13 protein-coding genes are annotated in these 14,414 nt (G+C 61.9%); 4 read left to right on the top strand and 9 right to left on the bottom strand.

Translation table 11 applies throughout. The features are described from left to right. Positions 1-169: 169 nt before the first annotated feature. The 4 genes from betT to NAT49_RS05760 all read right to left on the bottom strand — a co-directional run bounded on the left by betT (position 170) and on the right by NAT49_RS05760 (position 5,892). Entirely contained in the window at positions 170-2,248 is a 2,079-nt protein-coding gene (betT, locus tag NAT49_RS05775) for a choline BCCT transporter BetT (RefSeq protein ID WP_251591726.1), read from the bottom strand. Between the two features lie 383 nt (positions 2,249-2,631). Beyond that, positions 2,632-3,339, bottom strand: a complete 708-nt coding sequence (locus NAT49_RS05770) for a response regulator (protein WP_251591719.1) — start codon at positions 3,337-3,339, stop codon at positions 2,632-2,634. Continuing rightward, positions 3,336-4,802 (bottom strand): ATP-binding protein, encoded by a 1,467-nt coding sequence (locus NAT49_RS05765; RefSeq protein ID WP_251591717.1) that lies wholly within the window; start codon positions 4,800-4,802, stop codon positions 3,336-3,338. Before NAT49_RS05765 ends, NAT49_RS05770 begins: the two co-directional genes overlap by 4 nt. Before the next feature lie 76 nt (positions 4,803-4,878). Then, on the bottom strand, positions 4,879-5,892 hold the full coding sequence (locus tag NAT49_RS05760; protein WP_251591709.1) for an NAD(P)H-dependent flavin oxidoreductase: 1,014 nt from the start codon (positions 5,890-5,892) through the stop codon (positions 4,879-4,881). A gap of 239 nt (positions 5,893-6,131) precedes the next feature. On the opposite strand from NAT49_RS05760, the gene NAT49_RS05755 reads away from it, so the two are divergent. Next, positions 6,132-6,665 (top strand): gluconokinase, encoded by a 534-nt coding sequence (locus tag NAT49_RS05755; RefSeq protein ID WP_251591707.1) that lies wholly within the window; start codon positions 6,132-6,134, stop codon positions 6,663-6,665. Between the two features lie 19 nt (positions 6,666-6,684). On the opposite strand, the gene NAT49_RS05750 is transcribed toward NAT49_RS05755, so the two are convergent. The 5 genes from NAT49_RS05750 to NAT49_RS05730 form a co-directional block, all read right to left on the bottom strand. After that, positions 6,685-7,716, bottom strand: a complete 1,032-nt coding sequence (locus NAT49_RS05750; RefSeq protein ID WP_251591706.1) for a LacI family DNA-binding transcriptional regulator — start codon at positions 7,714-7,716, stop codon at positions 6,685-6,687. Between the two features lie 33 nt (positions 7,717-7,749). Further along, positions 7,750-8,685 (bottom strand): Gfo/Idh/MocA family protein, encoded by a 936-nt coding sequence (locus tag NAT49_RS05745; RefSeq protein WP_251591704.1) that lies wholly within the window; start codon positions 8,683-8,685, stop codon positions 7,750-7,752. 74 nt (positions 8,686-8,759) lie between these two features. Further along, on the bottom strand, positions 8,760-9,686 hold the full coding sequence (locus tag NAT49_RS05740) for a LysO family transporter (RefSeq protein WP_251591703.1): 927 nt from the start codon (positions 9,684-9,686) through the stop codon (positions 8,760-8,762). Between the two features lie 90 nt (positions 9,687-9,776). Next, positions 9,777-10,430: a hypothetical protein gene (locus NAT49_RS05735; protein WP_251591702.1), complete on the bottom strand. Its 654-nt coding sequence runs from the start codon at positions 10,428-10,430 to the stop codon at positions 9,777-9,779. 17 nt (positions 10,431-10,447) lie between these two features. Beyond that, positions 10,448-11,368, bottom strand: coding sequence for a 2-hydroxyacid dehydrogenase (locus NAT49_RS05730; RefSeq protein ID WP_251591701.1), 921 nt, complete (start codon positions 11,366-11,368; stop codon positions 10,448-10,450). 192 nt (positions 11,369-11,560) lie between these two features. Between NAT49_RS05730 and doeA the strand changes: the two genes are divergently transcribed. From doeA to NAT49_RS05715, 3 genes are read left to right on the top strand one after another with little or no spacing between them, the layout of a single operon-like run. Further along, complete coding sequence (doeA, locus tag NAT49_RS05725) at positions 11,561-12,766, top strand: ectoine hydrolase DoeA (RefSeq protein WP_251591700.1); 1,206 nt, start codon at positions 11,561-11,563, stop codon at positions 12,764-12,766. 47 nt (positions 12,767-12,813) lie between these two features. Further along, positions 12,814-13,821, top strand: coding sequence for a N(2)-acetyl-L-2,4-diaminobutanoate deacetylase DoeB (gene doeB / locus NAT49_RS05720; protein ID WP_251591690.1), 1,008 nt, complete (start codon positions 12,814-12,816; stop codon positions 13,819-13,821). Positions 13,822-13,834: 13 nt separating this feature from the next. Further along, the gene (locus NAT49_RS05715; protein WP_251591950.1) at positions 13,835-14,308 is read left to right on the top strand and encodes an Lrp/AsnC family transcriptional regulator; all 474 of its coding nucleotides are present in this window, start codon (positions 13,835-13,837) and stop codon (positions 14,306-14,308) included. Positions 14,309-14,414: the final 106 nt, after the last annotated feature.

Raw genomic sequence — 14,414 nt, 5'->3', positions numbered from 1 at the left:
AACCGCACGGAGCGCCCCACGGGGCGCTCTTTTTTTGTGCGGTGTTTGGCGGTGGTTTTCTGTTGATCAGGACGGTGGTTTTTTGACGGTCAGGCAGGTGTCATAAAAAACGCCGGCGCGTGGCCGGCGTTTTGACGGGTGCTCCGAAGAGCGTGTGTACCATGGGTAATCAGGCTGGCAGTTCCGGGTCGTCCGGAAGCGTTGCCGGGGTACCCGGTGCGTCACGGCTCATGTGCAGGAAGTGGAGATGACGCTCGTACTGATCGAGAATGTCGTCGATCACCTGTTCCTTGCTGTAGCCCATCAGGTCATAGCCCTGGCTGCCTTCCTGCAGATAGACCTCCATGCGGTAATAGTTGGCCTGTTCGGTCTTGGCCCGGCGAGCGAACTCGGGCGTTTCGAACTGACGCGGCCAGGTCTGATAGGTGAAGTTCTGCTCGTCGTCGAGCACCACGTTCAGGGCCAGATGCGGCACCTTCTCGTCGCCTTCGATGATCTCGGCGGGCACGCCCTGATCGGAGAGTTCCTTGCACACCTCGTCCATGGCCGGCCGGCAGACCTCGTTTTGAAAGGTCGATACCTGCGAAAGCGTCGAGAAGTTCATGGCGCGGCCCAGACGCTTGCGCCAGTCAAGGTGGGCGCCATGGGCGCTGTCGGAGCGGCTCGAGAGGTGGCCGGCCAGACTGCCCATGCGGCTGTCTTCACGAAAGCCTTCCATGCGAAGGGACTTCCAGAGCCCTGCGATCACGAAAAACATCACGAACGAGAACGGCAGCCCCATGACTACCACCATGCTTTGCAGGGCGGATACGCCGTTGGTCAGAAGCAGGGCGAAGGTCAAAAGGCCAATCACGATCGACCAGAACACCCGAAGCCAGGTCGGCGCGTCGGTGTGCGGGTCCGGCAGGATCGAGGTGAAGTTGCCAAGCACCAGGGCGCCGGAGTCGGCGGAGGTGACGTAGAACAGCATGCCGAGAAGCGTTGCAAGGCTTGCCGTCCAGGTGATGGCCGGATACTGGCTCAACAGCGCATAGAAGCCCTGTTCGGGATTGTTCATGGCGAGTACGCCGAAGTCGGCGTTGCCGCTCAGAATCATCTCGATCGCGCTGTTGCCGAAGATCGACATCCACAAAAGGGTGAAGATGAACGGAATGGTCAGGGTGCCGACCACGAATTCACGAATGGTTCGGCCGCGCGAGATGCGGGCAAGGAATAGGCCGACGAACGGCGCCCAGGCGACCCACCAGGCCCAGAAGAACAGGGTCCAGGCGTTGAGCCAGTCGGAGGTTTGCTGCGCGGTTTCAGGCATGACCTGCTGGAACGCCATGGTGTCCATGGTCATGCTCATGAACTGACTCAGGTAGTCCCCGATGTTGAGCACAAGCGCGTTGAGCAGAAACAGGGTCTTGCCTTCCACCAGTACGAACAGCAAAAGCGCCAGCGCCAGCAGAACGTTGAATTCCGAAATGCGGCGAATGCCCTTGTCGACCCCGGCCACGACCGAAATGGTCGCCAGTACGATCGACAAAACGATCAGACCGCCCTGGACCACAAGGCTGCTTGGGATATCGAACAAAAACGTCAGACCGTAGTTGAGCTGCACCACCCCGATGCCAAGGCTCGTTGCGATACCGAACACGGTCCCAAGTACCGCGGCAATATCGACGGTGTGACCGATGGCGCCTTCAACCCGCTTGCCGAAAATGGGGTAGAGCGCGCTGCGAATGGTCAGTGGCAGGTTATAGCGGAAGCTGAAATAGGCAAGCACCATGCCCATGAGCGCATACATCGCCCAGCCGGTGATGCCGTAGTGAAACAGCGACCAGACGGTTGCCTGGCGCGCCGCGGCCATGGTTTCGGGCGTGCCGGTGGGCGGGGCGAGGAACTGGGTGACGGGTTCGGCCACACAGAAAAACAGCAGATCGATGCCGATGCCGGCCGCGAACAGCATCGATGCCCAGGACATCAGACTGAATTCGGGCTTCGAGTGCTTCGGCCCCAGTCGAATGCTTCCAAACCGCGAGCAGGCGATGAAGACGACGAATGCCAGATACAGGGTGCCTGCAAGAAAGTAATACCAGCCGAAGGTGTCGGCAATCCAGCCAAGCATCGCAAAGATGACGGTGTTGGCGCTGTCGGTAAAAAACATGGCCCAAAAGGCAAATAGAACGATACAAACCGCTGAGCCGAAGAAGACGGCCGTATTCAGCCGCCCCTTGGCCGGTATGTCTGAATCATGATGTGTCATGAGCGTTCCTTTGAAAGTCTTGTTTTGTTATTGAGAGCCGTCGAGGCCTCGATGATGCGAAGGTGAGCGACGTTTTGATGATCGGTAGATCGTGCGCGTTGATGTTCGGGTTTTTGCCCGGCATCAACATGCCTGCGACCGGACGTCGCAGGTAAAACGCAATTTTATTGAATCGCCGTTCAATTAAAATACAACGTTTGGCTTTGCTGTCAACATTGGGGCGGACTGCGCGCGCGCGGCGCCGACCCAGACTCGATCGGCGAGTTACGGGCATCGCTGAATGGTTAATCGCAGAAAATCAGAGGGTTGACGCCAAGGTCGTGGTCAAGCAGAGGCGCGATGGACACACGTATTAAGTGCGCCCGTTCGAACGTCGTATGGGGCTAGAGGCAGTCGTCGTCATCAAGGGGCGTCGGTTCGTACTTGTAGCCCACGCTATAGACTGAATGAACGATGGTCCGGCGTGGCCAGACCTCACTGAGCTTGTGGCGCAGCTTCTTGACGTGGCTGTCAACGGTGCGCTCCGAGACGATCCGGTGATCCTGATACATGTGATCCATCAGTTGATTGCGCGAAAAAATGCGACCGGGTGCCATCATCATCACGCGAAGCAGCTGAAATTCCACGGCGGTGAGCTGAAGGTCCTGACCACGGGCAAAGGCACGCCAGCCGTGCTCATCGAGCTCGATGTCCTGCGTGCGGACGCGTGTCGTCTCGTGTTCCCGTGCCACACGGCGAAGTATCGTGCGAACCCGGGCGACCACTTCCCGAGGGCTGAAGGGCTTGCAGATATAGTCGTCGGCGCCAAGTTCGAGGCCGAGCAGACGGTCGATTTCTTCCACCTTGGCGGTCAGCAGGATGATCGGCGGGGGCTGCCCGCCGCGCAGCAGTTCGCGACAGAGCGTCAGCCCATCCTTGCCCGGCAGCATCACGTCCATCAGGATCAGGTCGACGTGATGGTCGGCAAGCCAGGGGTGAACCCGGTCGCCGTGGTCAAGGTGGTGAGCCTCGAAGCCGTTCGCTGTCAGGTAATCGGTTAAAAGCGCCGCGATTTTCGGCTCGTCTTCAACGATCAGGATGCGTCGGGTCATGCGTCGTTCCGGTCGGAATCGGTCAATGGAAATTCGAGCCGCCAGCGAAGGCCGCCAAGTGGACTGTGTTCGGCCCACATTCGCCCGTGGTGCAGATCGATCAGGGCGGCGGCGATCGATAGCCCGAGGCCGCTGCCGCCGAGGCGACGACTGCGCGACGTCTCGACACGGTACAGCCGCTCGGTCAGCCGCTCGTGCGCCTCGGTCGGTACGCCCGGAGCGGAGTCCTCCCACGTCACGAGAGCGCATGGACCGCGCTGTGTGAGCGTCACCTCGAGCCTGCCCGGCGCATCAGTGTAGAACAGCGTATTTTCCAGTAGGTTGTTCCAAAGCTGTCGCAGTCGGTGCTCGGCGCCGTCGATGTAAATCTCGGAGGCGAGATGATACGTCAATTCAATGCGCTGGGCCTCGAGTCGGTAGCGGCTCTCCTCCAGACGCGTTTGCAGCTGAGCGCTCAGATTCAGCGGGGCAAGCGGGGCGCTGAGCGCGTTGGCGTCGGACTGCGCCAGAATCCGCAGATCCTCGACCAGCCGGTTGAGCTGATCGACCTCCTGAGTCAGCGAGGCGATGGTGGTGCCATTGGCCGGGCGGATACCGTCGGCGATGGCCTCGAGTTCGCCCTTGAGCACTGCAAGCGGCGTTCTGAGTTCATGGGCGATGTCGGCCACCCAGGACTGACGGGCCTTGCGGTTGTGATCAAGCGTCACGGCCAGCGTGTTGAGGTCCTGACTTAAACGCGAAAGCTCATCTCGCCCGCTGCTTGAAAGGCGTTTTGAAAATTCACCACGGGTCAGGTCCTGGGTGAACGCCGCCATGCGCTTGGTGCGCCGGCTCAGCCACCAACCAAGTCCCGCGGACAGCACCAGGGAGGCAAGCAGGGTGCCGCTCATCGTAATGCCCAGGTTTCTCAGCTGACGGCTCACGAAAATGCGGTCGATCGAACTGAGGATGGCCTGGACCCGTGGGTAGCGCAGATAGCCGATCACGTTCCCGTCGAGCATCAAACGCCGCTGATTGAGGCGGTCGAGCCGAATATGCGGGGCCAGTACAACCGGCCGGCGGTTGTGGTCGAGCAAAGCGTAGAACGCCGGGTCGCCGAGCTTCGGCGGCAGGCGGGGCGGGGCGTCCTCGTCAACGCTGTCGTCATCCGATGCGTTCGGTGGTGCGTTATCGTTGGCGACATCGTAGCGGGCTGGTGCCATGCTGGCGCCGAAACCGAAGCGCAGCAGATGGTCCCAGGTGCCGGGTTGTTCGTTCAGGAACTGCCAGCTGTTGCCGTGCTCGCGGAAGCTTTGCACGAGGACTTGAGTCAGGTTATCGACGCGCTTGGTCTGACTGATTCGGATGTAGTCGATAAAGCCGCTGTCGATGCTGCGCGCCATGGTCCAGTAAATGGTCCCGCTGATCAGAATGTTGACCAGCAGGATGCTTGCAAAGAGTTTGACGCCGAAGTGCTTGAACATGATCGAGTCGGTCCGGACGAAAGGCCATCCGAGTGTACGGTCTGCCGCTTTGAATGCTACCCATGCCGTTGAGCGATCAATGAGTCAGCGTCTCTAAAATGTCGGCGGCGGAGCCCGATCGAATGTGATGAACCTGCTTGCCGGCCCACAGGCTTTTCCATTTCGGGCCAGTACTTTGGCGCCTGAGCGGGGCGGTCAGCTGATGTTGCATCGGGTAGGGGGCCAGATCGCGGGGCGCCTGAGGCCCCATCCAGGCGTTCTTGAGCCCGCGCGCGGCGCGGCCTGAAACGGCGTAGGTAATGTCGGTGGCGTCGCTTTCGTGGGTGTCCTTGAGGGCGCGGCGCCAAGTGTCGGAGGTGCCAGCTTCGTCGGCGAGCAGGAAGGCGGTGCCGCACTGGGCGGCGTCGGCGCCGGCCTGAAGCGCGCGGTGAATATCGAGGGTGCTCATGAGCCCGCCGGCGGCGATCAAGGGCAGGGCGATGTGCGCACGGCACTCGCTGATCAGCGGCAGCAGCGGCTGACCGGCACCGGCCGGATTGTGGCTGCCGCAGTGGCCGCCGGCTTCTTCACCCTGAAGTACGATGGCATCGACGCCGCTTCGGGCCAGGCCGTTGGCTTCGAACACGGTGGTGGCGGTCCCGACGAGTGCGATGTGTCGGGCACGGCAGGCATCGATGTACTTGCGATCCAGCAGGCCGAAGGTGAACGATAAGAGTGCCGGCTGTACCGAGAGCATGGCCTCGAACTGGGCATCGAAATCAGGCATCGTTGAAAACGTTGTGGGCATCTCGACCCCGGCGTCGGCGTAGCAGGCCTTGAGGGCGTTTAGGGCCTGGTCGGTGTCGCAGCCGGGGGCGTCGTGGGTGGGGGCGAAGAGGTTGATGGCAAATGGGGTGGGCGTCAGCGCGCGAATGGCGTGGGTCGCATCAATAATGGCCTCGGGCGTGAGATAGCCGGCGCCCAGGCTTCCGAGCCCGCCTGCCTCCGACACGGCGGCAACCAGTTCGGGCGTGGTGATGCCGCCGGCCATTGGGGCCTGAATCACGGCACGGGAAAACTCGAGATCGGCGATGAAAAGCGGTGAAGCCATGCAGGTGTCCTTTTTCAAGGGGCGGCGATCGACAGCCAGGCTGCCATGCTGTGTCCAAGTGTAGGTACTGACAGGGTAAATCGCATGGCGGTACGAACCGCAGTCTGCAAGGGGTGTGCAGCCCTAATGGTGCAATCGATGTACGTCAACCCAGACCTTGGTGGCGTTATGTAGCGCCCTGAAAACGTGCGATGTTAACGCTAACATCACCATTATCGGTAATCTCTAGGAGTACTATCATGCTGCAATCGGCTTCCGCACTGGAGTCGCGGCGCATCCTGGTCATGGGTGTCTCGGGGTCGGGCAAATCCATGATCGGCGAGCAGCTCGCCAAGACACTTGGGTGTGATTTCTTCGATGGCGACGACTTTCATCCCCAGGCCAACATCGACAAGATGAGCCGCGGCGAGGCGCTCAATGACGACGACCGCGCCGAGTGGCTCGAGCGCTTGAAAGCGCTCTTGAACGAGCGCCTGACTCAGGATGAAAGTGTGATCATTGCCTGTTCAGCGCTAAAGGCCCGCTACCGCGAGCTTCTCAGAAAGGGCGATGAGCACCTGATCGCGCTCTACCTCGATGGCAGTTATGCCCTCATTCACAAGCGCATGAGCCAGCGAGAAGGCCACTTCTTTGCCTCCGACATGCTTGCCAGCCAGTTCAAGACGCTGGAGCCGCCTCACCAGGGTGAGGCCTACGCCATCGACATCAGTCTGAGCCCGGAAGGGGTGGTGGATCAGTGCCTGCGGGTGATCGATAACAGCCGGGTCGGTTAAGACGCGTTCGAGCGAGCGCCTACGCGCGCTCGATCGAGGTACTGTCTCTGAGCGCGAGGGTGAATCCCAGATCGACGACGCGGGCTTCCACAGGCTCTGCGTTCAGGCGCTTGAGGAGCAGTTGGGCGGCGCGCTCGCCGATCGGTCGGCGCGGCGTGACCACGGTGGTCAGTCGCGGTGAGACCACGTCGGTGATGTCCATGCCATTGAAGCCCGCCACGGCCATGTCGGTCGGCACGCGAAGGCCCTGGCGCTGACACTCGAACAAGGCCCCGGCGGCGAGGTCGTCGTTGCAGAAGAAGATGGCCTCTGTGGCGGGAAATCGCCCGACGATGTCGTTCAAGAGCGCGCCGCCGAGGTGGTAGGTGGACGGGCTGAAGGTGGTCAGACACGCCGTATCGTCTAGGCCGTGCTCCCTGAGCGCTCGCCGCCACCCATTAAGGCGTTCCTGGGCGCGAAAATCCATGCGCGCTCCGCCAAAACCGATGTTGCGATAGCCCAGCTCGATCAACGCCGAGGTGATCGCATGGCCGGCAGCCTCATGATCGAGGCCGACCGCCATGTCGAGCGGCGCTTTCGGAATACCCATCATCTCCACCACCGGAAGCCCCGAGCGCTTTAGAAGCGCAAGCGTCCGCTCGGTGTGCTGACCGCTTGAAACGATAAAGCCTTCCACGCCGTAGCTCAGGTAGGTGTTGACCAGGCGCTCCTCCTCGTGGATGGAGTACCCCGAGTGGCCAAGCAGCACCTGATAGCCGCTTTGCTGGAAGACCTCGTCAACGCCTCGAAGCACTTCGGAAAAGACGCCGTTGGAGAGCGACGGGACGATCAGCGCAATGGCGTGACTCCGCGCGCTTGCCAGTGAACCCGCCTGTCGGTTGGGAATGTAACCAAGCAGTTCGATGGCGTGCTCGATCTTCGTCTTGAGCGGGGCCGAGACCTTGTCGGGCTGGCGCAACGCGCGGGAGATCGTGATCTTGCTGACGCCGACATGCCGTGCCACATCGTCAAGCGTTACGCGCCCCGAGTTTCGACGGGAGCGGCGGCTCATGCGCGCGCTCCGGTAACGTCGTGCGCCATGGGCTCAGACGGCCGGGTCATGAAAGGCCTCGACAGTGGTGCGTTCGCCGAGCATGAAGGCATCGGCCACGTGTCTGAGCGGGCGAACGTCCACATCGCACTCGCCGCGCTCGATCAGTTCGAAAAAGCGCTGATAGAGGCCGGGGTATTCGCGCTCGTCCTGCTCGAGCATTTGTTCACCGTCAATGTGGAGCTGGCTGCCACCCTTGGAAAGCGCAAGGGTTCCGTGATCGGTCTCGATGGTGATGTTCCAGAGCTCATCGCCTTGCTGGCGCCAGTCAAACTCCGCCGAAAGCGTATGTTCGCCTAAGTCCTTGAACGTGAGCGAGGCGGCGATCGGCGCCTGGGTGTTGGCCGGGAACACCAGGGTCGAGGCGTGCAGATAGACGTCCATCGGCAGAATTTCGGTCATGATGGAGAGCGCATTGATGCCGGGGTCGAACACCCCGAGACCGCCTGCCTGCCAGATCCAGCTCTGGCCCGGGTGCCACTTGGTCACATCCTCTTTCCACTCAATGTGCATGCCGGTCACGGTCTTGTCGGCAAGCCACGCACGCGCCCGGGCAACGCCCGGTGCCTCACGGGAGTGCCAGCTGGCAAAGAGCGTCACGCCCTGGCGCTCGGCAAAGGCCTTCAAGATCTCGATTTCGCTCAGGGTGGCACCGGGCGGCTTCTCGAGCATTACATGCTTGCCGGCACGCATCGCGGCCATGGCCTGCTCGAAGCGCACGCTCGGCGGCGCGCACAGCGAAACCGCATCGATCGCCTCATCGCTTTCAAGCAGGGCCTCGAGCGACTCGAAATGAGGCAGGCCGTCAACGTGGCCATTGCGGCTTGCAATCGCGCTGAGTGTGAAGCCGTCATGCTGGTCGATGGCCGGGTGGTGCTGGTCGCGGGCGATCTTGCCATAACCCACGATGGCGAGTGACAGCGGTGTCATTGACGTGTCCTTTTGTTGTTGGTGGCGTCTCAAGGGAATGTTGCCAGGGCCTCTGGTGCGGGAATTGCGCATGTTCATGTGCCCATGGAGAGCCAGAGCATCATCAGAGGCGGTGACAGCAGTGATAACAGAAAACCGCTGACCAATGCCAACGGCACACAGGCGAGTCCGCCGCTGCGGCTAAGCACAGGAAGAGTGACATCCATGGAGGTAGCGCCGCAGTAGCCGACCGCGGTGCCCGGGCGCGTGGCCGCGATCAGGGGCACGATCAACAGGGCGACAAGCTCGCGCCCAAGGTCGTTCAAGAGCGCCACTCCGCCAAGCAGCGGGCCAAGTTGGTCGGTCATTAAAATACCGGACAGCGAATACCAGCCGAACCCGGAAGCCAGCGCCAGCCCTTGCGTCAGCGGTAGGCTCAGTACGGCGGCGCTTACAAGGCCTGCAAGCTGTGAGGTCAGCGCCACCGACAGCGCGATCAGAAGACCACGACGGTTCAGGAGGAGCTGCTTGAGCGGAATGCCTGAGTTGCGAAGCTGGAGCCCGACCAGTGCAAGCAGCAGATAAAGCACCGCTTCCGCGGTGGCGTCGCTGAAGGGCAGAATCACCGGAAACAGATACCCGCAGAGGGTGCCGAGCGCGACAAGCCCGATCATCAGGGCGCCGTCCTTGAGCGAGCTCCAAAGTGAGGCCTGCGCGGCATCGCTTTCGGCGCCAAGCTCTACCTGTTTGCGCTGGCGGAAGCGGTAGGCGCGGTCAAGCAGCAGGAGTGCGGCAATGTTCAAAAGCGCGGTTGAGCAAAGCAGTACCGCTGCGCCATAAGCAATGCGGGAAAGATCGCGGCTCAGGTTCTCAAGACCTGCAAAACCGAAGCCCATAAGAAACAGCAGCAGAAAGATGGTCGGCATGACCAGCGCATCGACCAGCGGCTTGATCGTTTGGCGTTTGAACGGCCACCCATACCCCACGATCAAGGGCAGCGCCATCCACCACAGTCCTGACATGAGGGTTCCTTGTGGGCGGTGTAACAAGTCGTCGTATAAGTCGTTGAAACGAGGACGATAACCAAGAGTGTCTAGTGTATCGAAGCCCGTTCAAGGTGTCTTGTGGTCAAGCGTGAGCGATTCAAGCTCGATGCGTGCCGTGATCGAGGCACTCGCATCAAGGGTTGCCCGCAGCAGCACGCCTGGAAGCGCCGGACTTACCAGCGCGTGAAGCCGGGGTAGCGCCGCACCGTGAGCGGTAAGCGTCAGTTCGAGCGTGGCTACCTTGCCAACGGGGGTTTTGATCGGGGCGTGGGGTGACAGTGTGTAGTCGAGCGTACGCACGGTGCCCGACTGATCGGTGTAGTCGAGCGTACACGGGGTCTTCGGCGTGCAGTGTTTTTTCGCAGGCCCTATTGAGCGCCCGAACGCGATCAGTGCGCTCTGGCGGTCCGGTGCCCTGGCCAGGTCCTCGGCGTCGAGTTGAAAGTAGCGGCTGAGCCCCATCAGATGATAGCCGCCCCGGTAGCGTTGGGCGGTTACACCCTGCTGGCCGTCTAAGGTGAACACACCGGTTTCCTCACCGGTGATGGCGTTGATGCGGGCGCGCATGTGGCTTTCGAGCTGGCCGTCTCGGCGGGTGAGCCAGTGGGTTAGTTGGCCGGAGCCGACGCCGTCAACGCTTAACGCGTACTGCGCCTTGAACGGCGTCAGTGCCGGTGCGGCTTCTGACGGAAGCGCCAGCGCGAAAAGCAGCGCAGACACGTAGCGTCGTGCGGGGGTCAATAGCCCGCCCGCCGGTCGACGCCTGGCACGCATTCGCCTTGTTCGAGCCGCTCAAGCCGCTCGGCCAGCTGGACGGCGGCGTCATCGATCGGGGTGGGGGCGGCAATATGGGGTGTCAGCGTCACATTCGGCGCGGTGTAGATCGGGTGGTCCGGCGCCAACGGCTCGTTCGGAAACACATCGAGCATCGCGCCACGGAGGTGACCGCGCTCGAGCAGACTCGCAAGCGCGGTAAGCTCGAGCGTAGCGCCGCGACCGGCGTTGATCACGACGGCACCTTCGGGCAGACGGGCGAGCCGTTCGTGATTCAAAAGGCCGGTGGTTGCCTCGGTGGTAGGCAGTAGATTGACCAGAAGTCGTGTCCTTCCAAGAAGCGGCTCGAGTGTGTCCATGCCTGCGTGGCAGTCGATCCCCTCAAGTGCCTTGGGGCTTCGGCTCCAGCCGGCCACGGTAAAGCCGTGCTCGCAAAGCAACGTGGCAACGTGTGCGCCGATGGTGCCAAGCCCCAGCACGGTGACCGGCCAGTCACGCTTTTCTTCAAGCGGCTGAGGCTGCCACTGCCGCGCCGATTGATGCGCCCGGTAGAGGTCGAAGCCGCGATAGAAGTGCAGTACGGCGTAGAGCATGTAGTCGGCCATATAGGCTTCCATGCCGCCGCCTTCGATCTTGTAGAGCGGAACGTCCGGCAGTGCCGGGTTCGAAAGCAGGGCATCCACGCCGGCGCCGAGATTTAAAATCGCCTTCAGCGTCTCGGTCTGGGCGTCAAGGAGCGCCGTCGGCGGCTGCCAGACCACCAGATAGGTCGCCGGAATAAAGCCGACCTCGGCCGTGGTGTCGATTCGAGCCCCCGGCAGGGCGTTGGCCAGAACGCGCTGCCAGCGGGCGCTGTCGTTATCGGTGTGGATGAGAACGTGCATGGGCGCTCCTGAAGGCGAGAGGACGCTGTCACCTTAGCGCGTTTGAGCGCGCCTCGGCAGGGCTTCCTTGATGGATGGGCGCCTGACCACGTGGTCTTGGCGGTGATTTGAGCGCAGTCTTGCGCGCGCGTCAGGTTGTCGGCCGGTGCGAGACTCTGCTAAGGGTTAAGTAAAGGGTTGGCTGGGAACCTCATGACAACGACTGATTCGAACCCCCGTGTGACGCTTCCTTTCGAGCGGGGCGAGTACAAAGAGCGGCTTCGCCGGGTGCGGGCCTCGATGGCGCAGCGCGGGCTTGATCTTCTGATCGTCTACGACCCGTCCAACATGGCCTGGCTGACCGGCTACGACGGCTGGTCCTTCTACGTCCATCAATGCGTGCTGGTGGGCCTCGATGGCGAGCCGATCTGGTTCGGGCGGCGACAGGACGCCAACGGCGCTGTGCGTACCTGCTACATGGACCCGGACACCCGGGTGCTGTATTACCCCGATTACTATGTGCAAAACCCCGACATGCACCCCATGGCATTTCTGGCTGAATCCGTATTGCCGGAGTGGGGGTGGGACCGCTGCGTGATCGGTGTGGAAATGGACAATTACTATTTTTCCGCCAAGGCCTACACCAGCCTGCTTGCTCACTTGCCTCACGCTCGGTTCGAGGACGCCACGGCGCTGGTGAACTGGTGTCGTGCGATCAAGTCACCCACCGAAATCGAGTACATGCGGGTGGCGGCGCGCATCGTCGACAACATGCACGCAAGCATTCTCGAGATGATCGAGCCGGGGCTTCCCAAAAGCACGCTGGTGTCTGAAATCTATCGGGCCGGCATTGAGGGCATCGATGGGTTTGGCGGAGATTACCCAGCCATCGTGCCGCTGCTGCCGACCGGTGAAGACGCGGCGGCCCCGCATCTGACCTGGGACGATTCGCCGTTCAAGCGCGGCGAGGGCACGTTTTTCGAAATTGCCGGTGTCTACAAGCGCTATCACGCCCCGCTTTCAAGAACGATATTTCTGGGGCGGCCGCCGCGGGATTTCATTCGCGGCGAGGCGGCGCTGCTCGAGGGAATCGATAATGGGCTTGCGATCGCCCGCCCCGGGGCGCGCTGCTGCGATATCGCGATGGCGCTTGGGGCGGCGATGGACAAGTACGGATTTGATCGAGGCGGGGCGCGCTGCGGCTACCCGATCGGCATCAGTTACCCCCCGGACTGGGGCGAGCGCACCATGAGTCTGCGCCCGACCGACACCACCGAGCTTCAGCCCGGCATGACCTTTCACTTCATGCCCGGGATGTGGATGGATAACTGGGGGCTCGAGATCACCGAGTCGATTCTGATCACACCGCACGGCGCCGAGCCGCTGTGTTCATTTCCGCGTCAGTTGTTCGTCAAATAATCACGTGTGCGGGCGCACAAGGCGCTCGCCAGCCAGAGGAGCGCACCATGCGCGAGAGCCCGATTTCAGCCACCGTCGATTTCGACGCCGACGGCGTTCAGCACGGATTTCTGAAGCTGCCCGTATCCCACGACGAATCCGCGTGGGGGGCGATCATGATTCCGATCACCGTGGTCAAGCGCGGCGATGGCCCGACCGCGCTTCTGACCGGCGGTAATCACGGCGATGAGTACGAGGGCATCACTGCGCTCATGAAGCTTGCCAATCGGCTCACGGCCGAGGAGGTGAGCGGGCGGGTAATTATCGTGCCGATGATGAACCCGCCGGCGGCCGAGGCCGGCCGGCGCACCTCGCCGATGGACAAGGGCAACCTCAATCGCTCGTTTCCAGGCGACCCCGATGGCGGCCCGACCCGACAGATCGCCGATTACTTCACCCGTTATCTGGTGCCGATGTGCGACGTTGCCCTCGATTTGCATTCGGGCGGGCGCACCCTTGATATCCTGCCGTTCGCGGCCGCCCACCGCCTCGAGGATCTTGAGCACGAGCGTGCGTGCATGAATGCCGCGCTCGCGTTCGGGGTGCAGACCACGATCATGATGTTCGAGCTCGATGCCGCCGCGCTTTATGACACGGTCGTCGAGGCGCAGGGCAAGACGCTTGTGACTACCGAGCTTGGTGGAGGGGGCACCTCGACCCCGGGCAGCATCGAGCTTACCGAGCGTGGGGTACGCAACTTCCTGATTCACACAGGGCTTCTTGAAGGCGAACTGACCGAGCCCACGCATCGGCGTTTTGTGGAAATGCCGGATGCGAGCTGTTACGTGCAAAGCGAGCATGCAGGGCTTCTGGAAATGACCTGTGCGCTTGGAGGACAGGTGCGCAAGGGCGAGGTGGTCGCGCGAATCTATGACATGACCCGAACCGGTGCCGAGCCGGTTGACTACCGCGCGCGGCGCGACGGCATCGTGCTGGCGCGGCGCTTCCCAGCGAAGGTGGCGATGGGCGATACGCTGGTGGTGCTTGGGGAGGAGGTCGCGACGCTTGAGCGCTAAGCGCACCGAATCGTTGAGTCTCGATCGCTTTGATCTGAAGATTCTTTCGATCCTTGCCCGCGATGGCCGGATTACCAAGTCAAGGCTCGCCGAGGCGATCAATCTGTCGGTCAGCCCCTGTTGGGCGCGGGTCCGCCGGCTTGAGGACGCGGGGATCATTACCGGCTACGGCGCATTCATCTCGACGGCGGCGACGCTTGAGTGTACGCCGGTCTGGGTTCAGATCGAGCTCGAGCAGCACGATCTGGCCCACGCCGGGCGGTTCGAGGCCATGGTTCAGGACGTGGCCGAGGTCAGCGAGTGCGTCGCTGTGGGAGGCGGTGTCGATTATCTCTTGAAGATCGAGGCGCCAAGCATCGATCACTACCAGCGGCTGATCGACGACTGGCTTATCAGTGATATCGGCATCAAGCGCTACCGCTCCTACATCGTGACCAAGACTATCAAGCAGGGCCCCAAGGGGCCTGCACGCATCGATCCGGCCTGAGCGCCTGCGAAGGCGTGGCTTAAAATTGAGGGCCGCCTCGGACTCTGGTAGACTGACGTCCCATCCTGGCCCGATCCGTTTTATTCCTTATACGGGCCTCTCTCGA

It is taken from the genome of Larsenimonas suaedae (assembly GCF_023712105.1).
Lineage (GTDB): Bacteria > Pseudomonadota > Gammaproteobacteria > Pseudomonadales > Halomonadaceae > Larsenimonas > Larsenimonas suaedae.
Note: the sequence above shows the minus strand (reverse complement) of the source record. Positions and strands in the feature narration are given on the sequence as shown.